Source organism: Streptomyces sp. NPDC057486 (assembly GCF_042802415.1).
GTDB classification, from domain to species: domain Bacteria; phylum Actinomycetota; class Actinomycetes; order Streptomycetales; family Streptomycetaceae; genus Streptomyces; species Streptomyces yanii.
In genome coordinates this window covers 19,470-39,445 of record NZ_JBHVEE010000076.1, presented here as the reverse complement: position 1 = coordinate 39,445, position 19,976 = coordinate 19,470, and the positions used below count along the sequence as shown (strand labels likewise).

General features: G+C 70.7%; 17 protein-coding genes and 1 pseudogene. 5 read left to right on the top strand and 13 right to left on the bottom strand.

Annotated features, from left to right (window positions below; all coding sequences use genetic code 11):
- Window positions 1-30 precede the first annotated feature (30 nt).
- From ACFU6I_RS29870 to ACFU6I_RS29815, 12 genes are all read right to left on the bottom strand, one after another.
- Entirely contained in the window at window positions 31-801 is a 771-nt protein-coding gene (locus ACFU6I_RS29870; RefSeq protein WP_384372272.1) for an SDR family NAD(P)-dependent oxidoreductase, read from the bottom strand.
- Complete coding sequence (locus tag ACFU6I_RS29865) at window positions 795-2,225, bottom strand: FAD-dependent oxidoreductase (protein ID WP_384372270.1); 1,431 nt, start codon at window positions 2,223-2,225, stop codon at window positions 795-797. Before ACFU6I_RS29865 ends, ACFU6I_RS29870 begins: the two co-directional genes overlap by 7 nt.
- Window positions 2,222-3,178: an oxaloacetate decarboxylase gene (locus ACFU6I_RS29860; RefSeq protein WP_384372268.1), complete on the bottom strand. Its 957-nt coding sequence runs from the start codon at window positions 3,176-3,178 to the stop codon at window positions 2,222-2,224. Before ACFU6I_RS29860 ends, ACFU6I_RS29865 begins: the two co-directional genes overlap by 4 nt.
- 7 nt (window positions 3,179-3,185) lie before the next feature.
- On the bottom strand, window positions 3,186-4,112 hold the full coding sequence (locus tag ACFU6I_RS29855; RefSeq protein ID WP_384372266.1) for a VOC family protein: 927 nt from the start codon (window positions 4,110-4,112) through the stop codon (window positions 3,186-3,188).
- A 33-nt stretch (window positions 4,113-4,145) separates the two neighbouring features.
- Window positions 4,146-5,318, bottom strand: a complete 1,173-nt coding sequence (locus ACFU6I_RS29850) for a hydroxylase (protein ID WP_384372264.1) — start codon at window positions 5,316-5,318, stop codon at window positions 4,146-4,148.
- 59 nt (window positions 5,319-5,377) lie between these two features.
- Window positions 5,378-6,229: an alpha/beta fold hydrolase gene (locus ACFU6I_RS29845; RefSeq protein ID WP_384372262.1), complete on the bottom strand. Its 852-nt coding sequence runs from the start codon at window positions 6,227-6,229 to the stop codon at window positions 5,378-5,380.
- Window positions 6,230-6,334: 105 nt separating this feature from the next.
- A complete protein-coding gene (locus ACFU6I_RS29840; protein ID WP_384372260.1) occupies window positions 6,335-7,507 on the bottom strand; it encodes a hydroxylase in 1,173 nt (390 codons plus the stop codon).
- A 30-nt stretch (window positions 7,508-7,537) separates the two neighbouring features.
- A complete protein-coding gene (locus ACFU6I_RS29835; protein ID WP_384372258.1) occupies window positions 7,538-8,602 on the bottom strand; it encodes an ABC transporter permease in 1,065 nt (354 codons plus the stop codon).
- Window positions 8,603-8,604: 2 nt separating this feature from the next.
- Window positions 8,605-10,194, bottom strand: a complete 1,590-nt coding sequence (locus ACFU6I_RS29830; RefSeq protein WP_384372256.1) for a sugar ABC transporter ATP-binding protein — start codon at window positions 10,192-10,194, stop codon at window positions 8,605-8,607.
- Window positions 10,195-10,197: 3 nt separating this feature from the next.
- The gene (locus ACFU6I_RS29825) at window positions 10,198-11,391 is read right to left on the bottom strand and encodes a sugar ABC transporter substrate-binding protein (RefSeq protein ID WP_384372254.1); all 1,194 of its coding nucleotides are present in this window, start codon (window positions 11,389-11,391) and stop codon (window positions 10,198-10,200) included.
- Between the two features lie 56 nt (window positions 11,392-11,447).
- Window positions 11,448-12,290, bottom strand: a complete 843-nt coding sequence (locus ACFU6I_RS29820) for a fumarylacetoacetate hydrolase family protein (RefSeq protein ID WP_384372252.1) — start codon at window positions 12,288-12,290, stop codon at window positions 11,448-11,450.
- The gene (locus tag ACFU6I_RS29815; RefSeq protein WP_384372250.1) at window positions 12,287-13,198 is read right to left on the bottom strand and encodes a VOC family protein; all 912 of its coding nucleotides are present in this window, start codon (window positions 13,196-13,198) and stop codon (window positions 12,287-12,289) included. Before ACFU6I_RS29815 ends, ACFU6I_RS29820 begins: the two co-directional genes overlap by 4 nt.
- 215 nt (window positions 13,199-13,413) lie before the next feature.
- Here ACFU6I_RS29815 and ACFU6I_RS29810 point away from each other — a divergent pair, with 215 nt between their 5' ends.
- Complete coding sequence (locus ACFU6I_RS29810; RefSeq protein ID WP_384372248.1) at window positions 13,414-14,259, top strand: alpha/beta fold hydrolase; 846 nt, start codon at window positions 13,414-13,416, stop codon at window positions 14,257-14,259.
- A 148-nt stretch (window positions 14,260-14,407) separates the two neighbouring features.
- On the opposite strand, the gene ACFU6I_RS29805 is transcribed toward ACFU6I_RS29810, so the two are convergent.
- Window positions 14,408-16,756, bottom strand: coding sequence for a SpoIIE family protein phosphatase (locus tag ACFU6I_RS29805; protein ID WP_384372246.1), 2,349 nt, complete (start codon window positions 16,754-16,756; stop codon window positions 14,408-14,410).
- Window positions 16,757-17,239: 483 nt separating this feature from the next.
- Here ACFU6I_RS29805 and ACFU6I_RS29800 point away from each other — a divergent pair, with 483 nt between their 5' ends.
- From ACFU6I_RS29800 to ACFU6I_RS29785, 4 genes and pseudogenes are all read left to right on the top strand, one after another.
- Entirely contained in the window at window positions 17,240-17,536 is a 297-nt protein-coding gene (locus tag ACFU6I_RS29800) for a DUF1778 domain-containing protein (protein ID WP_384372244.1), read from the top strand.
- Complete coding sequence (locus tag ACFU6I_RS29795; protein WP_384372242.1) at window positions 17,533-17,919, top strand: fic family toxin-antitoxin system, toxin component; 387 nt, start codon at window positions 17,533-17,535, stop codon at window positions 17,917-17,919. Before ACFU6I_RS29800 ends, ACFU6I_RS29795 begins: the two co-directional genes overlap by 4 nt.
- Window positions 17,920-18,020: 101 nt before the next feature.
- A pseudogene (locus ACFU6I_RS29790) lies at window positions 18,021-18,392 on the top strand (hypothetical protein); the annotation flags it as partial.
- 131 nt (window positions 18,393-18,523) lie between these two features.
- On the top strand, window positions 18,524-19,645 hold the full coding sequence (locus ACFU6I_RS29785; RefSeq protein ID WP_384372240.1) for a LacI family DNA-binding transcriptional regulator: 1,122 nt from the start codon (window positions 18,524-18,526) through the stop codon (window positions 19,643-19,645).
- Window positions 19,646-19,976: the final 331 nt, after the last annotated feature.

The following is a 19,976-nucleotide window of genomic DNA, read 5'->3' as shown; positions in this document are numbered from 1 at the left end:
GGGACGGGGCGGTGGCTGGGGAAGCGGCGGTCACCATGCGGACCAGCCGCCGTCGGCGTAGAGGACCTGGCCGGTCACATAGGCCGAGGCGTCGGAGGCGAGGAAGACAACCGGTCCGGCGAGGTCGGTAGCGGGATTGCCGAGCCGGCCGAGCATGGTGCGCTGCTCGAACCACGTGAGCCGGTCCGGGGTCTGCGCCAGCGGCGCGGTCATCGCGGTCGGGTAGAAGACGGCCGGGGCGAGGGCGTTGACGGTGACTCCGGAGCGTCCCAGCTCGGCGGCGAGGGAGCGCGTCACGTTGACGACGCCGGCCTTGCTCGCGTAGTAGGCGCTCTCGGGAACGGGGCCGACGCGCTCGGCGTAGACGGTGGTGAGGTTGACGATCCGGCCGCCGCCGGCCGCGGCGAGCCGGGGGCCGAACTCGCGGCCGACAAGCCAGGTGCCGGTCAGGTTGACCCGGACGACGCGCTCGAACTCCTCCAGGGTGGTCTGCTCGACCTCCTTGCGGAGCATGACGCCGGCGGCGTTGACGACAACGTCGATCCGGCCGTGCGCGGCGACGACGGCGTCCGCGAGGGCGTGGACGGACGCCTCGGAGGTGACGTCGACGGCGTGACACGAGGCGCCGCCGCAGCTCCGGGCGGTCTCGGCGAGTCCGCCCCGCTGCGCCTCCAGGTCAGCGAGGGCGACGGTCGCCCCGTGGCCGAAGAGCCCACGGGCGGCGGCGGCACCGAGCCCCCCGGCCGCGGCCCCGATGACGAGCGCGACCTTCCCCGTCAGGTCGAACAGGGTGCTCACCACTCCAGCTCGCTCTCCTCGGCCGCCGCAGACGCGCCCGCGACCCGGCCGAAGACCGCGGACTTCCCGATCGAGGTGCCGGTCATGTAACCGGCCCCGTGGAAGCCGCCGACGAGCTCGCCGGCGGCGTAGAGGCGAGGGATCGGCTCGCCGAAGACGTCGAGGACCCGCATCGTCGGGTCGACCGTGACGCCGCAGTACGTCGCGAGGACGACCGTTCCCGACAACTGGGCGTAGAAGGGCGGGGTCTCGATGCGGCGGCGCTCACCGACACCGCCGACGAGGTGGACCCGGCCGAACAGGTCCGGCTCGCCACGCGCGATCCGGTCGTTGTACTCCGCGACCGTCGCCTCGAGGACGCCGGGCTCGGTCCCGAGCCTGACGGCGAGTTCCTCGATCGTGCCGGCCGTCTCGAGCATCCCGGCCCGCAGACGGTCGCCGAAATCGTAGATCGGGACCTCGTCGTTCGAATCGGCCATCGTCCTCGCGTCGAAGACCTGCCAGGTCCGGGCCGTCGGCTGGGCGAGGCTCGCATCACCGAGCGCCTTGTAGGGGATCGACTCGTCGACAAAGCGATGCCCAGCGCGATTGACGGCGATCGCACCCTTGTAGACGGCGAGGATCCCCGTGCCGTCCTCGCCCGGATGCGGCTCGTGGTAGATCCCGTACGTCCCCTTGACGTACGGCAGGTCACGCATGCCCGCGCCGAGCTGCCACGCCATGAGCAGGCCGTCGCCGCGGTTCTCGCCGCCGCCCGCGAGGAGCGCCTCCTTCATGAGCGGCGCAAAGCGGGCCAGCATGTCCCGGTCGCGGGAGAAGCCGCCGGTCGCCAGGACCACGGCGTCGGCCCGGACCTCGCGCCGCCCGCTGCCGCGCTCCACCTCGACGCCGACGACCCGGCCGTCCTCCCTGAGGAGCCGTCGCACGCCGGCGCCGGTCACCAGGCGCGCGCCGAGCCGGCCGGCAGCCGTGAAGAGCGCCCGGAGCATCGCGGTGGTGTCGCTCGGGTGCGACCTCGGCACGCTCTGCCCGGAGGCCGCGTGGATGTCGCCGTAGCGGACGCCGAACCCCTTGAGCCAGCGGTACGTGTCGAGTTGGCGCTCGCAGTACAGGTCGACGAGAGCGGGGTCGTTGACGCGCCCGCCCGTGGTGAGGATGTCCTCGCGCAGGAGGTCGACCGAATCGGTGATGCCCTGCTCGGCCTGCTCGTCGGTCCCTGCGAACGCCGACAGCCCGGCCGACCGCACGGTCGACCCGCCGACGGTGTCCGCCTTCTCGAGGAGGACGGCGTACGCCCCCGCCTGTGCGGCCGAGAGAAGGGCGGCCGCACCCGCGAGGCCTCCGCCGAGGACGAGGACACCGACCCGGTCGGGCAGCTCCGTCTCGACCGGCAGGCCCTCCGCCGGGAGACCGGGTTCGGGGCTCACGGGCGGACCCCGGCGGCGTCGAAGTGGGCCTCGGCGGCACTGAACTGGGGGAGATGGAACAGGTCCTGGCGTTCCTGCCAGGTCGCGATGCGGTCGGTGTACGTCGCCGTCCGACCGTTCTCGCGAAGGTGGGCGAGCGCCTCGGCGCCGGCGCGGATCACCGCGCGCAGGAGGAAGTTCGCGTAGAGGACGACGCGGAAGCCGAGACCGGCGTACTCGTCGAGGGTGAGCTGGGGTGTCTTGCCGCCCTCGACGACGTTCACGACGAGGGGGACGCCGGCGAGTTCGCGACCGACCCGCTCGAGCTCCTCGACGGTGCGCGGCGCCTCGACGAAGAGGACGTCGGCGCCGGCGTCGGCGTAGCGGGACGCGCGCCGGATCGCCTCGTCGATGCCGAGGACGCTGCGCGCGTCGGTCCGCGCGACGATGATGGTCGCCGGGTCCTCGAGTGCCTGCCGGACGGCGACGAGCTTGGCCGCCATGTGCTCGGCGGGGATGAGGGCGTGGCTGTCGAAGTGCCCGCACCGCTTGGGCATCTCCTGGTCCTCGAGCTGGATCGCGGCCGCGCCGGCCCGCTCGAGCATCCGTACCGCGCGCATCGCCGCGACCGGCCCGCCGAAGCCCGTGTCGCCGTCGACGACGACCGGCAGTGCCGTGGCGGACGCGACCCGGTCGACGTGGGCGGCGACCTCACCGAGTGAGACGAGGCCGATGTCCGGCACGCCGAACTGGGCGTTCGCGAGGCCGGCACCCGTGGCGTACGCGGCCTCGAAGCCGGCCGACTCGACGAGGCGGGCCCCGAGCGCGTCAGTGACCCCGGGCAGCACGAGCGGACCGGCCGAGGGGTCGGTGAGGAGGGACCGGAGCCGGGCGCGCCGTGCCGCCGGGGCCGGCGCGGGGCCGACCCCGGTCAGCGCGCCCGCGTCCGGGAAGGGCGCAGTGCTGTTGGCCATGTCCGGATCAGTCCTTCACGCCGGCGGGCGGCTCGGGGAGCGGGTGCATGATGCCCGGCGGGCGGCCCTGGCCGTCCGGGTGCTGTTCGTGGCCCCAGACCGCCGTGCGGTCGTAGACCTTCGGCACCCACGTCTCCTCGTCGACCTCGAGACCGCCGAAGCCGTACTCGACGTGGAACGAGCTCGGCGTCGAGTGGTAGAAGCTGAACTGCTGGTCGTTCGTGTGCCGGCCGAGGGTCAGCGTGATCGGGACTCCCATCTCCTTGGCGATCTCGTAGCCGGTGCCGACGTCGTCGAGCGAGCCGACCTGGATCATGAGGTGGTTCAGACCCGCGACACCCGGAGGGCACTGTCCGAGCGCGAGCGTGTGGTGGCGCGCGTTGCAGTGGTAGAAGCGGGCGTTGAGCCGGCCGGGGACGATGATCTTGTCCGAGAGGCGGAAGCCGAGCCGGGTGAAGAAGCGATGGCCCTCCTCGATGTCCGGCATGAGCAGGAGGACGTGTCCGAGGCCCTGCTGGCCGGTCACGAAACCGGAGATCGCGCGGCCGGGGCGGAACGTCGCCCGCTGGGCCGTACGGCCCCACGTGACCTCGTGGCGGAAGCCCCACGGGTCGGTGAAGAAGAGGATCCGGTTGACGTCACGGGCCGCGGCGAGCTCCGCGTCGCCGCGCTGGGCGCTGATGCCGGCGTCGGCGAGGGCCTTCTCGACCGCGTCCAGGTCCTCCTCCCAGTCGACGCCCCAGCCGATGTAGAGGGTCTCGTCGTGGTCGGCCGGGTGGATCTGGATGCGCCAGGGCGCGTCGTCGAACTTGATGCGGACGGCCCCGTCGGGGCCGGGGTCGGCGACCATCGCGCCCCACATGCCGGTGGCCATCCGGGGCCACTCGTCCTTGTTCGGGGAGCCGACGCCGACGTAGGCGAGAGAGGTGATCATCCTTGGTCTCCTGGCGGTTTCGTGGTGGTCGGGTCAGGCGAAGGGCGGGGGCGGCGGGAGCTCCCCGCCGAGGTCGTCGGCGGCCCAGGCGACGCTCACGGCTTCGGTGAGGTTGCAGATGTGGCTAAGGCCGGACTGCAGGTCGCGCCAGTACCGCTCGTTCGGCAGGCGCAGGTGGATGCCCTGGGCGCCGGAGAGCTTGTAGAGGCGGTCGACGGCGTCGGTCGCGCGGCGGACGGCGCGGACCCCGTTGCGGCGGGCGGTGAGCCGCTGGGTCCAGCTCATCTCGCCGCCCTTCTCGACGAAGTCGAAGAGCTCACGCATGTCGCACAGGAGATGGGCCCTGGACGCGGCGACGTCGGCGGCGGCCTCGGCGTAGGCGTTCAGCTGGATCGGGTCCTTGCTCGCGACGCGGCCGTCGGCGGAGACACGCTGGACCATGTAGTCCCGGTAGACGTCGAGGGCGCCCTGGGCGATGCCGATGGTCGCGCTGTTGATCGCGGCGGAGAAGACCACGGGGAACTTCAGCCTGTAGAGCGTCTTGCCGGGCCGGCGGTCCTCGTAGGCCCCGTCGTGCATCGCCATTCCCTCGACGACGCGGTAGTCGGGGACGAAGACGTCATGCATCTCGACGTCCTTGGAGCCGGTGCCCTTCAGGCCCAGGGTGTTCCACGTGTCCTCGATGACCGTGTAGTCCTCGCGCGGGATCACGAAGTGGCGGATGTCCGGCGGCGTACCGGGGTTGCCGTCCTCGTCGACGACCATCCCGCCGAGGATGACCCATCCGGCGTGGTCGGTGCCGGTCGAGTAGGGCCAGCGGCCGGAGAAGAGGAAGCCGCCGTCGACCGGCTTCGCCCGGCCGAAAGGCGCGTAGGGCGACGCGGTCCACGTGTCCGGGTCCTCGCCCCAGATCTCCTCCTGGAGGCGGTGGTCCATCATCGCGATCTCCCACGGGTGAACCCCGACCACGCCGGAGACCCAGCCCGCGGAGGGCGAGGCCGCGGCCACGGCCATCGCGGCCTCCATGAAGTCGACCGGGTGTGCCTCCTCACCGCCGAACTCGACCGGCTGGTACATCCGGATGATGCCGGTGTCGCGGAGGGTCGCGGCCAGCTTGTCGGTCAGCCTGCCGAGTTCGTCGCTCGGGACGGACTCCTCCTTGAGGACCGGTATCGCGGCCTCGATCTTGTTCTTCACATCGCTCATCTGCGTATGACCTTCCTGGGGCGTGCGCCGGGTTGCCGTCGCGCGGGATTTCGGGACTGTCAGTGCTGGGTGACGAACCCGGTCACGAGCCGGTTGAACTCGTCGGCGTGCTCGACCTGCGCCCAGTGGCCGCACTGGTTGAGCAGGACCAGCCGCGAGTTCCGGATCCGCGCGAGGAGGGTCAGGGAGTTCTCGAAGTGGACGACCCGGTCGTCGCGGCCGTGGACGAGCAGGGTCGGGATGTCCATCGAGTCGAGGGCGTCGAGCGAGAACCACTGGGCGATCGCGCCGCCGCGGGCGAAGCCGTCGAGGTAGTTCGCGAGGTGCTCCGGGTGCTCGGCGGCGCCGGCGGCGCGCTCGGCCGCGAGCTCGTCGGTCGCGAAGCGCGCGTTGTCGAAGGTCATGACCTCGGTCAGCCGCTTCATCGACTCCGTGGACGGGTCGCGGTAGGCGGCGACGAGGACCTTCATGCCCTCGGACAGCCCGCCGCCCGGCGTGAGGAGCTTGGGCTGGGGGCCGGAGCCGGGCCCCATCGTGACGACGTGGCTGACACGCTCGGGGTACTCGGTCGCGAGGCGGAGGGTCGTGATGCCGCCCATGGAGTTGCCGACGAACGCGGCCTTCTCGATGTCGAGCGCGTCGAGGAGCTGGACGGCGGCTTTCGCATGGTCGCGCTCCTCCTTGGTGACCGGGTCGGACTCGCCCCAGCCGGGCATGTCGGGCGCGATCACGCGGAAGTGCGCGGACAGCGGCTCGAGGTTCGTCTTGAAGTTGCTCCAGCCCGTCGCGCCCGGTCCGGAGCCGTGGAGGAGGACGACTGCGGGGGCGTCCTGAGAGCCCGCCTCGTTGTAATGGATGTTCCAGTCCTCGGTCTTCACGGACCGGCTGGTGTCCTCGTACGTCAGCGCCATTGCTCAAGTACTCCTGATATCAAGTGTGGTGACGGTCATTCAGGTTCGGGGAGTGTCGCCGCCGGGGGAGGCGGGGCGGCGTTCGCCTCGGGGGATCGGGGCTGATCAGTACTGCGCGGTGGGCGGTATCTCGCCGCCGAAGTGGTCCAGGCCCCAGGCGAGATAGCAGGGTTCGCGGCTGTTGCACACGTGCGTCGCCGCGACCTGGAGGTCTCGCCAGTAGCGCTCGAGCGGCGACGCCTTCTGGATCGACGAAGAACCCATGAGCCGGTAGAGCTCGTTGACCGAGCCGATCGCGCGGTCGGTCGCCCGGACCTGGTCGCGTCGGAAACGGAGCCGGTCCTTGACGGTGATGTCGCCGCCGGAGCCGACCGTGTCGTAGAACCCGGCGATGATCGCCCGGACGTGCGCGATCCCGGCCTCCACATCGGCGTGCGCCTTCGCGAGCGCGTCGAGGACGAAGGGGTCCACCTTCGAGACGCTGCCCTGGGCGGAGACCCGGCCCTCGATGTGCTTCTCGGCGACCGCGACGGCTCCGCGGGCGATCGAGAAGGTGCCCGCGCTGATCGCGAAGGGGAACATGACCCCGAACCGCATGGCGTACAGGGGCGCGCCCGGCCGCCACCGGTCGCTGTACGTGTTGTCCCGGACCTCGACGCCGTCGAGGACGCGGTGGTCGGGGACGAACGCGTCGGTCATCCGGACGTCCTTGGAGCCGGTGCCGGACAGGCCCATGACGTTCCACGAGTCGGGGACGATCTCGTAGTCCGACCGCGGCAGGATGAAGTGGCGCATCGTCGGCGGCGTCGTCGGCCTGCCGGATTCGTCGGCGAGCAGGCCGCCGAGGATGACCCACTCGCAGTGATCCGTGCCGGTGCTGAAGGGCCAGCTCCCGCTGAACCGGTAGCCGCCCTCCACCGGCACCGCCCGCCCGAAGGGGGCGTACGGCGAGGCGACCCAGATGTCGGGGTCCTCCCCGTAGACCTCTTTCTGGAGCCGCGGGGAGGCGATCGAGATCTCCCACGGATGGATGCCGACGACGCCGGCGATCCAGCCGGCCGCCGGGTGCTGCTCGCCGACGGCGAGGACCCAGTCGAGGAAGTCGTTCGGGTGGGCCTCCAAGCCGCCCAGGTCCTTGGCCTGCAGGAGGCGGATCCCGCCCGAGGCCCGGAGGATCTCGGCGGTGCGGTCGGTGATCCGGCCGAGTCGGTCGCTGGGTTCGGCCTCGGCGCGCAGCGCGTCCGCGTGCTCGAGAATGTACGCCGTTGCCGGGTGCATGGTCGGGGTTCCTTTCGGCGTGGGGGAGTTCTATTCGGTCGTCCGGTCGCGGACGACCTTCGCGAGGGTGACCGCGACGACGAGACCGGCGCCGTAGAAGACGTTCTGGATCCAGCCGGAGAAGCCGAGCAGCTGGAGGCCGAAGATGCCGGTCGTGAGGAAGTAGATGGCGATCATCGTGCCGATCGGGTTGAACATGCCCGGCTGAACGACGGCCGTGCCGAGGAAGACCGCGGCGAGCGCAGGCAGCAGGTACGTGGCCGACGACGAGGAGTCGAAGCCGCCGACGGTCGCGACGAGCATGACCCCCGCGAGGCCGGCCATGAGCGCGCCCGCGAGGTACGCACCGATCCGGATCCGGCGTACGGGGATGCCCGCGAGCCGGGCGACCTCGGGGCTCGCGCCGACGAAGATCATGCCGCGGCCGAGCGGCGTCCAGCCGAGGATGTAGGCGAGGAGTGCCGCCAGGAGGATGCCGTAGTAGAACGAGATCGGCATGCCCAGGACCTCATGCAGTGCGAAGGCGCTCAGCGACGGGCTCGAAACCGAGACGATCGTCGACCCGGAGATGGCCTGGGCGACTCCCATCAGCAGCGTGCCCATGCCGAGGGTGACGACGAAGCTGGGCACCCCGATGACCACGACGAAGAACGCGTTGACCGCGCCGGCGACGAGACAGACGAGGAGTGCGAAGAGACACGCACCCCAGACGTTCCAGCCATGACTCGTCACGAGGACCGGGATGAGGGTCGCGGCGATGCCCATGACCGAGGCGATCGAGAGGTCGAACTCCCCGACGACGAGGGTGATCATCGCCGACATCGCGAGGAAGACGAGGACCTGTTGGGAGCCGAAGATCGAGGAGATCGTCGCGGTGGAGCCGAACCTGTGGGGCATGAGGATGTAGTAGACGAGTGCCATGAGCGCCCACACGACGACGAGGGCGTACCTGCTCGCCATCGTCCCGAGCCAGGGCATCCGGCCGCGGCCCGTCGTCGCGGCGCCGCCTGCTGTCGCGGCCGACCGGTCGACGACCGGTTCCTGGTCGGCTTCAGCTGCGAGGACGGAGTCGGCACGTCCCGTGGAGTCCGACATGGTCACCTCCCCTCGGTCCCTGTGGACCGGTCGTCTCGTACGTCGGCGGTGGGGCCGGTGGGTGCCGGCCCGGTGGGTGCGGGCTCGTCGTAGACGGCCTCGAGCACGTCGTCCGGCTCATGGGTGCGCAGGGTCTGCACCCGTCCGTCCCGGCCGACGACGAGGATCCGGTCGCAGGCGTCGACGAGGTCGGTCGGCTCGATGCTCACGAGGAGTACGCCGAGGCCACGGGACGCGGCTTCACGGATCGAGCGGAGGATGTCGGCCCGGGCGCCGACGTCCACGGCCTGGGTCGGCTCGTGCAGGACGATGACGTCCGGTGCGACCGAGAGCCACTTCGCGAGGAGGACCTTCTGCTGGTTGCCCCCGGAGAGCTCGCGGGTCAGGGTCTGCGACGAGCGGGTGCGGATGTCGAGCCGGGTGATCGCCTCGGCCGCCGTGGAGTCCTGCCAGCGGCGGCCGACGAACCAGGACCTGCCGCGGTGCCTGATGTTGGGGATGGCGATGTTGTCGCGGATGCTCAGTTCGAGGGCGAGCCCCTCGACGATGCGCTTCTCGGGGACGAGCGCGACACCGGCCTTGAGGCATTCGCTCACGTCGGCCCGGCTCAGATCGACCGTCCGCCGGCCGGTGGTGAGGGTGCCGGCCCTCGCGTGCTCGACACCGGCGACCAGGCGGGGCACCGACTCGAACCCGGTGCCCGGCAGCCCGGTCAGGCCGACGACCTCCCCGCGCCGGATCTCCAGCGCGAGGTCCCCGAGGCCCCGGGCGGTGAGCCCGGAGACCGTCGCGACGACCGGGACGCCGGTGAAGTCGCGTTCCTCGCGCGCCACGGCATCGACGGTGCGACCGAGCATGTGCCTGGCGAGGTCGTGCTCGGCGAGGCCATTGATCGCGAGTGTCCCCGCCGCTACCTTGCCGTCCCTGAGGACGGTGACCCGGTCGGCGAATCGGAGTACCTCCTCCAGGTTGTGACTGACCATCAGGATCGACGTTCCCTCGGCGACGACCCGCCGGAGCAGGCCGTGGAACCGGTCGAGCTCCTCGCGGGGCAGGGCCCGGGTCGCCTCGTCCAGGACGACGAGGCCGCGCCCCGGCTTGAGGTCGCGCAGCGCCCGTGCGATCGCGACCTCCGCCCGGCGCGTCGGGGAGAGGGACGCGACCGGCGCGGTGGGGTCGATCGGCACCCGGAGGCGGTCGAGGACCGTGCGCGCTATGTTTTCCTGGGCACGCCAGTTGATCCTCCGTGTCGTCCTCGAGTGCTCGTAGCCGCCGACGCCGATGTTCTCCGCGACGGTGAGGTGATCGAGGAGCCCGAGGTCCTGGTGGACGACGGACACCCCGGCCGCGCTCGCCTCGCTCCACCGCACGGGCAGGCTCAGCCCGGTCCCGTCGATACTGATCGAGCCGCCCGGATCCGGCGCGTGGTAGCCGGTCAGGATCTTGACGAGGGTGGACTTGCCGCACCCGTTCTGACCCACGAGGGCGTGGATCTCACCGGGCGCGATGGCGAGGCCTGCGTCCTCGAGAGCGTGGGAGCCGCCGTACGTCTTCGACAGCCCGCGCGCCTCGAGCCGGAGTTCGGTCCCCATCGGTTACTTCAGTCCCCAGGCGCTGAGGAACGTGTCGCGGTAGCCGCTGCCGCCGAACCAGTCGTCGGTGAGGTACTTCTTTGGTGTCAGGGTCAGTTGGCCGACGTTGTCCTTGGTGAAGTCGCGGGTCACGAGCTGGTCGCCCTTGGACACCTCGTCACCGGCGAGGAGTTGCATCATCGCGTGGGCGAAGCGCCACCCCTCGTAGAGGACCGGGGTGCCGAGGTCGGAGGCCTGCCGGCCGTCCTTGACCCGTTGGAGCCCGGCGAGGTCGGAGCTCGAGGAGAAGACCTTGACCTTGCCCGCCTTGCCCGCACTCTGGATGCCCTGGAGCGCGGAGGGGACCATCGTGTCGACCGGGACGACGATCGCGTTCGTGTCGGGGTTCGCAAGGAGCGCGGCGCTGATCGCCAGGCCGAGCTTGTCGAGGGTGACCGTCGTGAACTCGACGCTCTCGATCTGGCAGCCCGGGCAGAGCTCCTTGAACTTCGCGATGCCCTTCGCACTCGCGGACTTGGTGGTCGTCGAGTCCATGAGCTTGGCCCAGACAACCTTCGCCGAATCGCCGAGCTGGGCGATCGCGCTCTTCGCCATCGCCTCGTGGAGGGCGAAGACGCGCGGAGTGTTGTCGTAGAACGCGAGGGTCGCGTCGCTCGTCCTGCCGCCCGAAGGGGCGACGCCGCCGACGACGACCTTGACGCCCTTGCGTGCGAGCTGGTCGAAGGCGGGTCCGGCCATCTGGTAGTCGACGAACGACGTGATGACGCCGTCGACCTTCTCGTCGCCCGCTGTCTTGAGGCAGGAGGCGACCGAGGTCGGGTTGAACTTGCCGTCGCAGGTGTCCACCTTCGCACCTGCGGCGGACAGCGCCTGCTGTACACCGACACCGATGCCGTGGATGACCGGTACCTGGTCACCGAGGGCGACGTAGGTGAACCTCTTGCCCTTGAGGTCGACCTTCTTGCTCAGCTTCGGGACGTCCGGCCACTGCGGGGCGTCGGCCCAGGCGGCGACGTCCTTCTTCGCCGCGCCGGTACCGGCGCGGTCGGCCGCGCCGCCGGCCGAGGTGGAGGTGCCGCCGGACGAGTTCGTGTCCTTCGAGCCCTGCTCGCCCGCGCCGCAGGCGGTGAGGAGGAGGGCGGTGACGGAGGCCGCGGCGAGGGCGGTGAATCTCCGGGTCGAGAGGGGAGGGGTCATGGGTTCGGCTCCTTTGCCGGTGCGTGCCCGGTCCGGCGGACTCAGGCGGCGCGGGTTCAGCGGAAGACGTGTCGCATCCGCCCGATGCCCTCGACCCAGGTCTCGAGGACCTCGCCCGAGGCGAGATAGCGGGGCGGGTTCATCCCCATCCCGACGCCGTCCGGCGTCCCCGTGAAGACGAGGTCGCCCGGCTGAAGTGTGAGGATTTTCGACAGCTCGGAGAGTGCGCGCGGGATGGAGAACAGGAGTTTGGCCGTGGTGCCCTCCTGGACGACCTCGCCGCCGACCGAACAGCCGAGCCGCAGGTCGTTCGGGTCGTCGAGCTCATCGAGGGTGACGACCCACGGTCCGATCGGCGAGAAACCGGGGTGGGACTTCGCGAGACCGAACTGCGGTGCGGGCCCGGAGAGCTGACGGGTGCGCTCGGAGATGTCCTGTCCGACGGTCAGGCCCGCGAGGTGGTCGAACACGTCCTCGGGCGCGACGTCGTGCATGGGGGCTCCGACGACCGCGACGACCTCGACCTCCCAGTCGGTCGTGCCGTCCTCGGGCAGGACGATCTCGCCGTACGCCCCGGTGATCGACGAGGGGAACTTCGCGAAGACCGGCGGAAGTTCGGTCGGCGCCTCGAAGCCGGCCTCGGCCGCGTGCTCGGCGTAGTTCAGGCCGATCGCGACGATCGCCCCCGGCTTCGGCACCGGTGCGTCGAGCTCCTCGGGGCGTACGGTCTCGGCCACGGTCCCGGAGCAGGCGGCGAGCCACTCCCGGATCTCGGCGACACGGGCGTACATCGCCATCGGGTCGGCGGGGAACCGGCCGCCGCTCGCGGACCGAAGGTCCCAGCCGGACGACTCGTCCCGCAGGACGAACGCGCGGCCTCGGCGGCTGGCGAGCCTCATCGGGCCACCTCCTCGAGCTTGTTCAGGATGCCGGGCGGGTTGTCCCGTCCCCAGTCGGTCAAGTCGTGGCCCCACAGGGAGGGACGATCGTTCGTCGAGGCGACCCAGGTGCGGTCGTCGACGACGAGTCCGCCGCAGCCGTACTCGATCTGGAACGAGGACGGCGTCGACATGTAGAAGCTCGTCATGAGGTCGTTCGTGTGACGGCCGAGCGCCCGGACGATCGGATGGCCCTGCTGACGGGCGAGGTCGTACCCGGTGCCGACGTCGTCGAGGTTGCGCACCTCGAGCATGAGGTGGTTGAACCCGACCGTCCCCGGCACCTCGGCGATCCCGAGGGAGTGGTGCCGCCCGTTGCAGTGGTAGAAGCGGACCTTCATGAACTCCTCGTCCACCCGGTCCGAGAGGGTGAAGCCGAGCAGGTCGCAGTAGAACGCGTCGGCCTCGGCCAGGCTCGGCGCGATGAGGACGATGTGGCCCAGGCCGAAGTCGTCGCTCACGAAGCCGCTGATCCGCCGGCCCGGCCAGAACGTGCCGGGGTGGCGCTGCTGGCCCCAGACGAACTCGTGACGGGTCCCCCACGGGTCGGTCACCCACCACATGCCGGCGACGGCGCGGTCGGCGCACTCCTCGGGGGTGCCCTCGGCGACCCTCAGTCCGGTGCCCCTGAGGCGCGCGACGTATGCCGCGAGCTCGGTCTCGTTGACGAAGCCCCAGCCGGCGGCCTCGAAGGCGTCCGCTCCCCCGGGCGAGACCGTGATCCGGTGGGCCGCGTCGTCGACGCGGAGGCGGACCGAGCCGTCGGCTCCGCGGGGGGCGAGCTGGCAGCCGAGGACCTCGGTGGCGTAGGCGACCCAGTCCTCGTGGCGCGGAGAGGCGACTCGGAGGTACGCGAGTTCCCTGATCATCGAATCTCCCTTGATTCTGGACCACGACGGACGCGACATCGGCGTCCCTGTAGTGGTTGCACCAGAGGATGCAGGACCCGTAACGCGAACGCAAGAGGCGGAGAATCAGCAATTTTGGAGGATGAACAGGCCTTGTGGCTGTGTTGACGCAGTCATAAATTGGAGTGCTTGATTCAGAACGAATCGCATTACATGCAAGCGTGAAGGAGTCGCCCATGACCACCGTGACCAGCAGCGACGTCTCCGTCGGAGACGTCACCTACCGGCTCCACCGGACGGGTACCGGGGCCAAGGAGGCCCTCCTCTTCCTCCACGGCTCGGGACCGGGGGCGACGGGGACGTCCAACTGGAAGGCCGTCATCGAGGAGCTCGGCGAGCGCTACTACTGCCTCGCGCCGGACATGATCGGCTTCGGCGACTCGACCCATCTCGAGGACCCGCCGACCGGCATGGGCCCGCTCAACCTCGTCCAGGCCGACACCCTGTGGGACCTGCTCGACGAGCTCGGCGTGGAGAAGGCGCACCTCGTCGGGAACTCCATGGGCGGGATGATCGCACTCCGCATGGCCCTGAGCCGGCCGGAGAGCGTCGGCACCATGCTCCTCATGGGATCCGGCGGCGCGCCCGACCTGCCGATCACGCCCGGGCTGGAACACCTGCGCACCTTCTACGCCGACCCGACGCCGGGGCAGCTTCAGAAGCTCCTCGCGTCCTTCGTCTTCGACATGGGCACGCTCTCCGGGGTCGTCGACCGCGTCGTCGCCGAGCGCATGCCCTACATCGAGCGAGCCGATGTGAAGCGCTCACACGCAGCGATGTTCGCGCCCGGCACGAAGCCGCCGGCCTTCACGGTCGAGGAACTCACCTCACTGCCGCACAAGACCCTGTGCGTCCACGGCCGCGACGACATCATCGTCCCCGTCGAGTCGAGCACGTATCTCGCGAAGACACTGCCGAACGCGACGCTCCACATCATCCCCAAGTCCGGCCACTGGACCCAGATCGAGGCGCACGACGTCTTCGTCCACCTCCTCGAGGACCTGCTGCACGACCGGATCTGAGGCGACTCCGACCGAGGCCCGTGGCCCGTGGCCGGTGGGGCCACGGGCCACGGCCTGTCCGGGGCGCGGGCGGCCGGCCGGCCGACCAGGGTCCCAGGCGTCCGCGACGTCACCGTCAACCGGCTGTGCGTGTCCGATCAGAAGGCCGTCAAGGCCCGGGTGTGGGCAGTGGCTGTTCGGTCCAGATGGTCTTGCCGTGGCGGGTGTAGCGGCTGCCCCAGCGTTGAGAAAGCTGAGCAATCAGGAACAGCCCGCGGCCGCCCTCGTCAGTCAGCCGGGCCCTGCGCAGCCTCGGCTGGGTCTGGCTGGGGTCAGAGACCTCGCAGATCAGCGCTCGGTCCCGGATCAGCCGCAGACCCACCGGGCCGCCGGCGTACCGGATGGAGTTGGTCACCAGCTCACTGGCGATCAGCTCGGTGGTGAACGTCAGCTCCTCCAGCTGCCAAGCGCTCAGCTGCGCCGTCACCATCTCCCGGGCCCGGCCCACCGCCTGCGGATCCGGCGGGAGCTTCCAGATGGCTGTGGAGTCCGGGGGCAGCGCGTGCAGCCGGGCCGTCAGCAGCGCCACGTCATGGTCGGGCGCCTCGGGCAACAGATGCCGGAGCACGGTACGTCCGGTCTCCGTCGGTGACCGGTCCTCCTGCACGGCGGCCTCCACCTGCTCGCGCAGCTGCCGCAGCCGCTCCTCGGTCCCCTCCACACCGTGCGCCAGCAGCTTGCCCGTGCAGAAGGCGAGCAGCGCCCCCGGCTCCATCGCCAACTCCACCGGCTCGAAGGGCAGACCGCCCACCCCGAGCGGCGGCCCCGGCCTGACCGCGGCGAAACCGGCCCCCGGTCGCCCGGGGACGGACAGCACCGGCGGTGGGTGGCCCGCACTGGCGATCGTGCACACCCCGGTGATCGGGTCGTACACCGCGTACACACATGTGGAGCCGAGTACGGTGCCCTGCCCGCGGTTCGGCCCCGGAGCGGCGGCCTCCGCCGCCGACAGCCGGATGACCAGGTCGTCCAGGTGGGTCAGCAACTCCTCGGGGGGCAGGTCCATGTCGGAGAGGGTCTGCACCGCCGTCCGTAGCCGTCCCATCGCGGCGGCTGCCTCCACGCCGTGTCCCGCCACGTCGCCCACGACGAAGGCGACCCTGCAGGAGGACAGCGGGATCACATCGAACCAGGTGCCGCCGATCCCCGCCGTGGTGCCGGCCGGCACATAGGAGCCGGCCGTGTCGGCCGCGCTCATCTGGACGACCGCCTGTGGCAGCAGACTGCGCTGCAAGGCCTCCGCGGCACGGTGCTCGCGGGCGTATCGTCGCGCGTTGTCCAGGCTGATCGCGGCCCGGGAACCAATCTGCGTGCCCAGCACAGCGTCGTCCTCGTCGAAACGGGGCCGGCCGGCGCAGCGCCACAGCACCGCTGCCCCCAGCAGCAGCCCGCGAGCCTGCAACGGCATCATCAGCAGCGACGCCGCAGCGTCGGGCAGCACCCGGCGCCGCCCCTCGACGTCATCCGCCAGCGCGATTCGCAGCTCGGACAGGTCCGACACGGCCAACGCAAAGTGCTGGTAGACGAACTCGCTCTCCGGATCCCGGACCCGCAGTGAGGCCCCGACCGGCAGCAACTCGGCCGGCCAGGCGCCACCCCTGGCAGTTGCCGCGACCCGCCGCAGCGGAGCCCCGAGGGAGAAGTCACCGGGCTCCTCACCCACCAGCGCCGCCTCCGCGAGGTCCACCGCCGCCAGGTCGGCGTACTCGGGCACCAGCACCCTGGCCAGCCCTTCGGCGGTGCGGACGATGTCCAGCGAACCCAGCAGCAGCTTCTCGGCCCCTCTGACCAGACCCAGGCCGCGCTGCGCCTGTTGCCGGTCGGTGATGTCACTGAAGATGACCGCGACCCCGGTGCAGCGGCCCTCCCGTTCCTCCAACCGCAGTGCCGACAAGGAGATGGTGCGCTCTTGCTCGGGTGCCTTCTGGTAACGCACTCGGACCACCTGGTTGGTCATCGGCTTCCCGGTCTCCGCGACCTGGCGCAACTGCTTCACGAGGGCCCCGGCGTCCGCCGGTACCAACACCTCGTCGAGTGCCACACCGACCGGCCCGGCCCCGGTGCGGGCGAGCGGGCCGACGGCGCCCTGGGGGCGGTTGGTCCGGATAATCCGCAGGTCGGCGTCGTGCAGCGCCAGCCCTACCTCGGTCTGCCTGAACAGCGCGCGCACCAGGGCATCGTCCTGTTCCCGGTCTGCGGCCGCCGCCGCCGGAACCGCCCACACCAGGCAGAAAGCCTGGGAATCGCCGCTCAGCGGTAGCACCTCGAGCTGCACCTGCACGGCCTGGCCACCGTAGTGGCGCAGCGTCGCCGGGCCGCCGGGCGGGAGCAGCCACTCGCCGGGCTCGGCGAGCAGGTCAGCGAACGGTCGGCCGATCAGCTCCCTGACCCCTACGCCGAGCAACTCCTTGACCGCGGGCGTGCACGCCACCATGATCCCGCGGTCGTCCAGCACCATCGCCGCTCCGTCGCTCAGCAGTCGCCCAGCGATATCGGATACAGGGTTCGCACTCGTCTGCCTCACCGCCTTGCATAGCGGCTGCCTGCTTTCCATTCAACTCGCCTGCGCGTGTCACCTGCATCCCGAAGCGGGCTGTTCGGCTGCCGGGTGGCCCGGAGCGGAAACCCGGGTGTCTGCGCCGTGTGGCGGCTGTGCACTGGGGTCGGTCGCAGAAGGACATCCCCATTGACGACCTGTGCTGCGGCCCCGCAAACCGCCGACCCCGGCGCACCCGCACCCTCGGCAGAGCCATCAACGAATACCGCTATACGCCTTGACCTGCAGCAACGACTTTCTGCCCCTCACAGGTTCGCTGCGGCCTGGGCGAGATCCGCCTGGCGGGTGGCTTCCGCTGACTTCAGAGCTGTCCTCACCTGCCACCTCACCCCGGCGGAGCCATTGCCCTGGGCCAAAGGTGATACCACTGGTACCGTCGGTACCATGCCAGAACCGAAGGCCATGAACCTGCGTTTCCCCGACCCCGAGCAGCGGGCCGCGATCGCCGCCGCAGCCGCGCAGGAAGGAGTGAGCCTGCAGGAGTACATCCTCTCCGCGGCCTACGCCCGCGCGACCGCCGTGGAGCAGCGGTTCCTGGACGGCTTCAAGGAGTCGATGGCCCGCAGCGGCGCCGCGTTCGCCGCCGAACCCAGCAGCACCGCCCCCTCCCCGGAGCAGCGAGCCGCCGAGCAGCAGGCCCGTGCCGAGCTTCGGCAGCAGGAGCGGGGCCAGGCTGCGTGACCCAGCCCGAACCGCTGCGCCCGCTCGACATCACCTTCCTGCTGCACGCCGCCGAGCTCCTCGACGGCGACCCGCAGGTCGACGACCTGGGACCGCTGTACGCGGCCGTCGCGCGGGTCAACGCCAGCGCCATGGAACGCGACATCTACGGCTCCGTGCACCTCAAGGCCGCCGCACTGTTGCAGACCCTGTCAAAACTCCCCTGCCTCGAGCACTCGGGCGAGGCCTTCGCATGGCACTCGACCGAGGCGTACCTCGCCCTGAACGGACACCGGCTCGACTACCCGCCCAAGGCGGCCGTCGCCCTCGTGCGCGACGCCGCCACAGGGACGCTGGGCGTCGCCCGCCTCGCCCGTCAGCTGCGCGACTGGACCATCGACTGACCTGGCCGAAACGAGCGCCGGCCAGTCACATGACCCGCCGGACAAGCCGTAGAGGAACGATGCAGAGCAGGGCGGTTCTGCTCGGCGGTTAGGCGGGAACGCCGGCCCGGTTCAGGACGGCGGCGATCTCGGCCTCGAGGAGCGCGGGGTTGGCACCTGCGCTGGAGGCCAGTTCAGGGACGTCAAGGGTGGAAGTCCTCCTGGACGACGGCTACCTCGGTCTGCGACGCGACCACCCCGGTCAGGCCATCACCCCGCCCAGGAAGCCGAACAAAATCGCCCTCCCGCATGTCCACGCAGCCGGAGAACGACTCCGCCACCAGCACTCCTCCAAGCGCATCACCGTCGAACACGCCCTCGCCGACCACAAGCGCTGCAAGCAACTCACCCGCTGGACCCACCGACGAGACCGGCTGCCCGCCACCTACCAGGCCATCGCCGCCCTCGTCTCCGACCGCACCGCGGCCATCTGAACAACGACCCTCAACAGGCGAACACGACCCACCCGCTGTCACCCACCAACTCGTAAGCTGATGCGACACACGGACGACAAGCGGTTGCCATCTGTTGTCACGCACTCCAATGGACGGAGCAGGTGAATCCCGTGGCCGAACCAACCCCATCCAAGGGGCGGCGCCCGCCGACGATCTATGACGTCGCACGGGCTGCGGGGGTAGCCGCCTCGACGGTCTCCCGGGCCTTCTCGCGGCCGGGCCGGGTGAACGCCGAGACCGCCGAACGGATCCGGCAGGTCGCCGCCGACCTCGGCTACCGCACCAACCCGCTGGCCCGCGCGCTTCCCACCGGGCGCACCTCGATGCTCGCCTTTGTGATCGCGGACATCACCAACCCGTTCTACGGGGAGATCATCCGCGGTGCGCAGTCCGCCGCGGCTGAGGCGGGGTACGTCATCCTGCTGGTCGACGCCCAGGAGTCGGACCGGGTGGAACGGGAGGCGCTGGAGCGGGCACTGCCGACTGTGGAGGGCGTTGTCCTCGCCAGCTCGCGGATGTCGGACTCGGCGATCCGGGTGATCGCCAGGCAGCGGCCGATGATCGTGCTCAACCGGCACGTCGCCGACGTGCCGAGCGTCGTCACCGACAACGTCCACGGAATGCGGTTGGCCGTTCAGCACCTGGCGGACCAGGGGCACCGCACCATCACCTACGTCTCCGGGCCGGAGGCGTCGTGGGCTGACGGCATGCGGTGGCGCTCCCTGCGCGAGGAGTCGGCAGAGTTGCAGCTCCGGGTACACCGGACAGGGCCGTACCCGCCGACTGTGGCCGGGGGGACCAAGGCCGCCGAGGAGTTCGGTCGGCATGGGACGTCGGCCGTCATCGCCTACAACGACCAACTGGCGATTGGGCTGATACGCGGCCTGCAGGCGGCGGGGCGGCGGGTGCCAAAGGACGTCAGCGTCGTCGGCTTCGACAACATCTTCGGCGCGGAGCTGGTCACCCCAGGTCTGACGACGGTGGCGGCACCACTGCGGGCCCAGGGGTACACGGCGGTCCGCGATCTGCTCTCGGTCCTGGGTGGCGCCCATGCGAGCACCGGCCGACCGGTGGTGCTGCCGGCCCGGCTGGTGGTTCGCGGGTCCACCGCCCCGCGCGGTCGGGGGCGACCCCGTCCTGCAGCCGTGGACGGGCCCTCTCCCGACCTGCCACGACAGGACCTGCCCGTCGGACCATGCACCTGCGGCCAACCAGGCACCCACAGGGAGTGAGTTCGTAGGGGCAGTCGGGAGCATGAGCAAAGCCGTATCGAACCGAGCCGGCAAGCTCGATCGTTTACGGCCGAGTGGTTGGCAGGTCGTCCCGAGGACGCTGACCCGATCTGCTGAGATACCCGGACCGGTGAAGTCGGAGCGAGTTGAGGCCATGCGGGGGATGCGGCAGCTCGACATCCAGGCTCTTGTCGACGCGTACGAGCAGTGACGCTCCGCCTGCGGTGACGGGCCATCAAGCAGTCCGGGACGTCGCGACGAGGCCCGCCCCGTGCGGACCGTTGAGGGATCGGGGTCCGGACGGGACGGGCGGGGTCGGAGAACGGCCGGC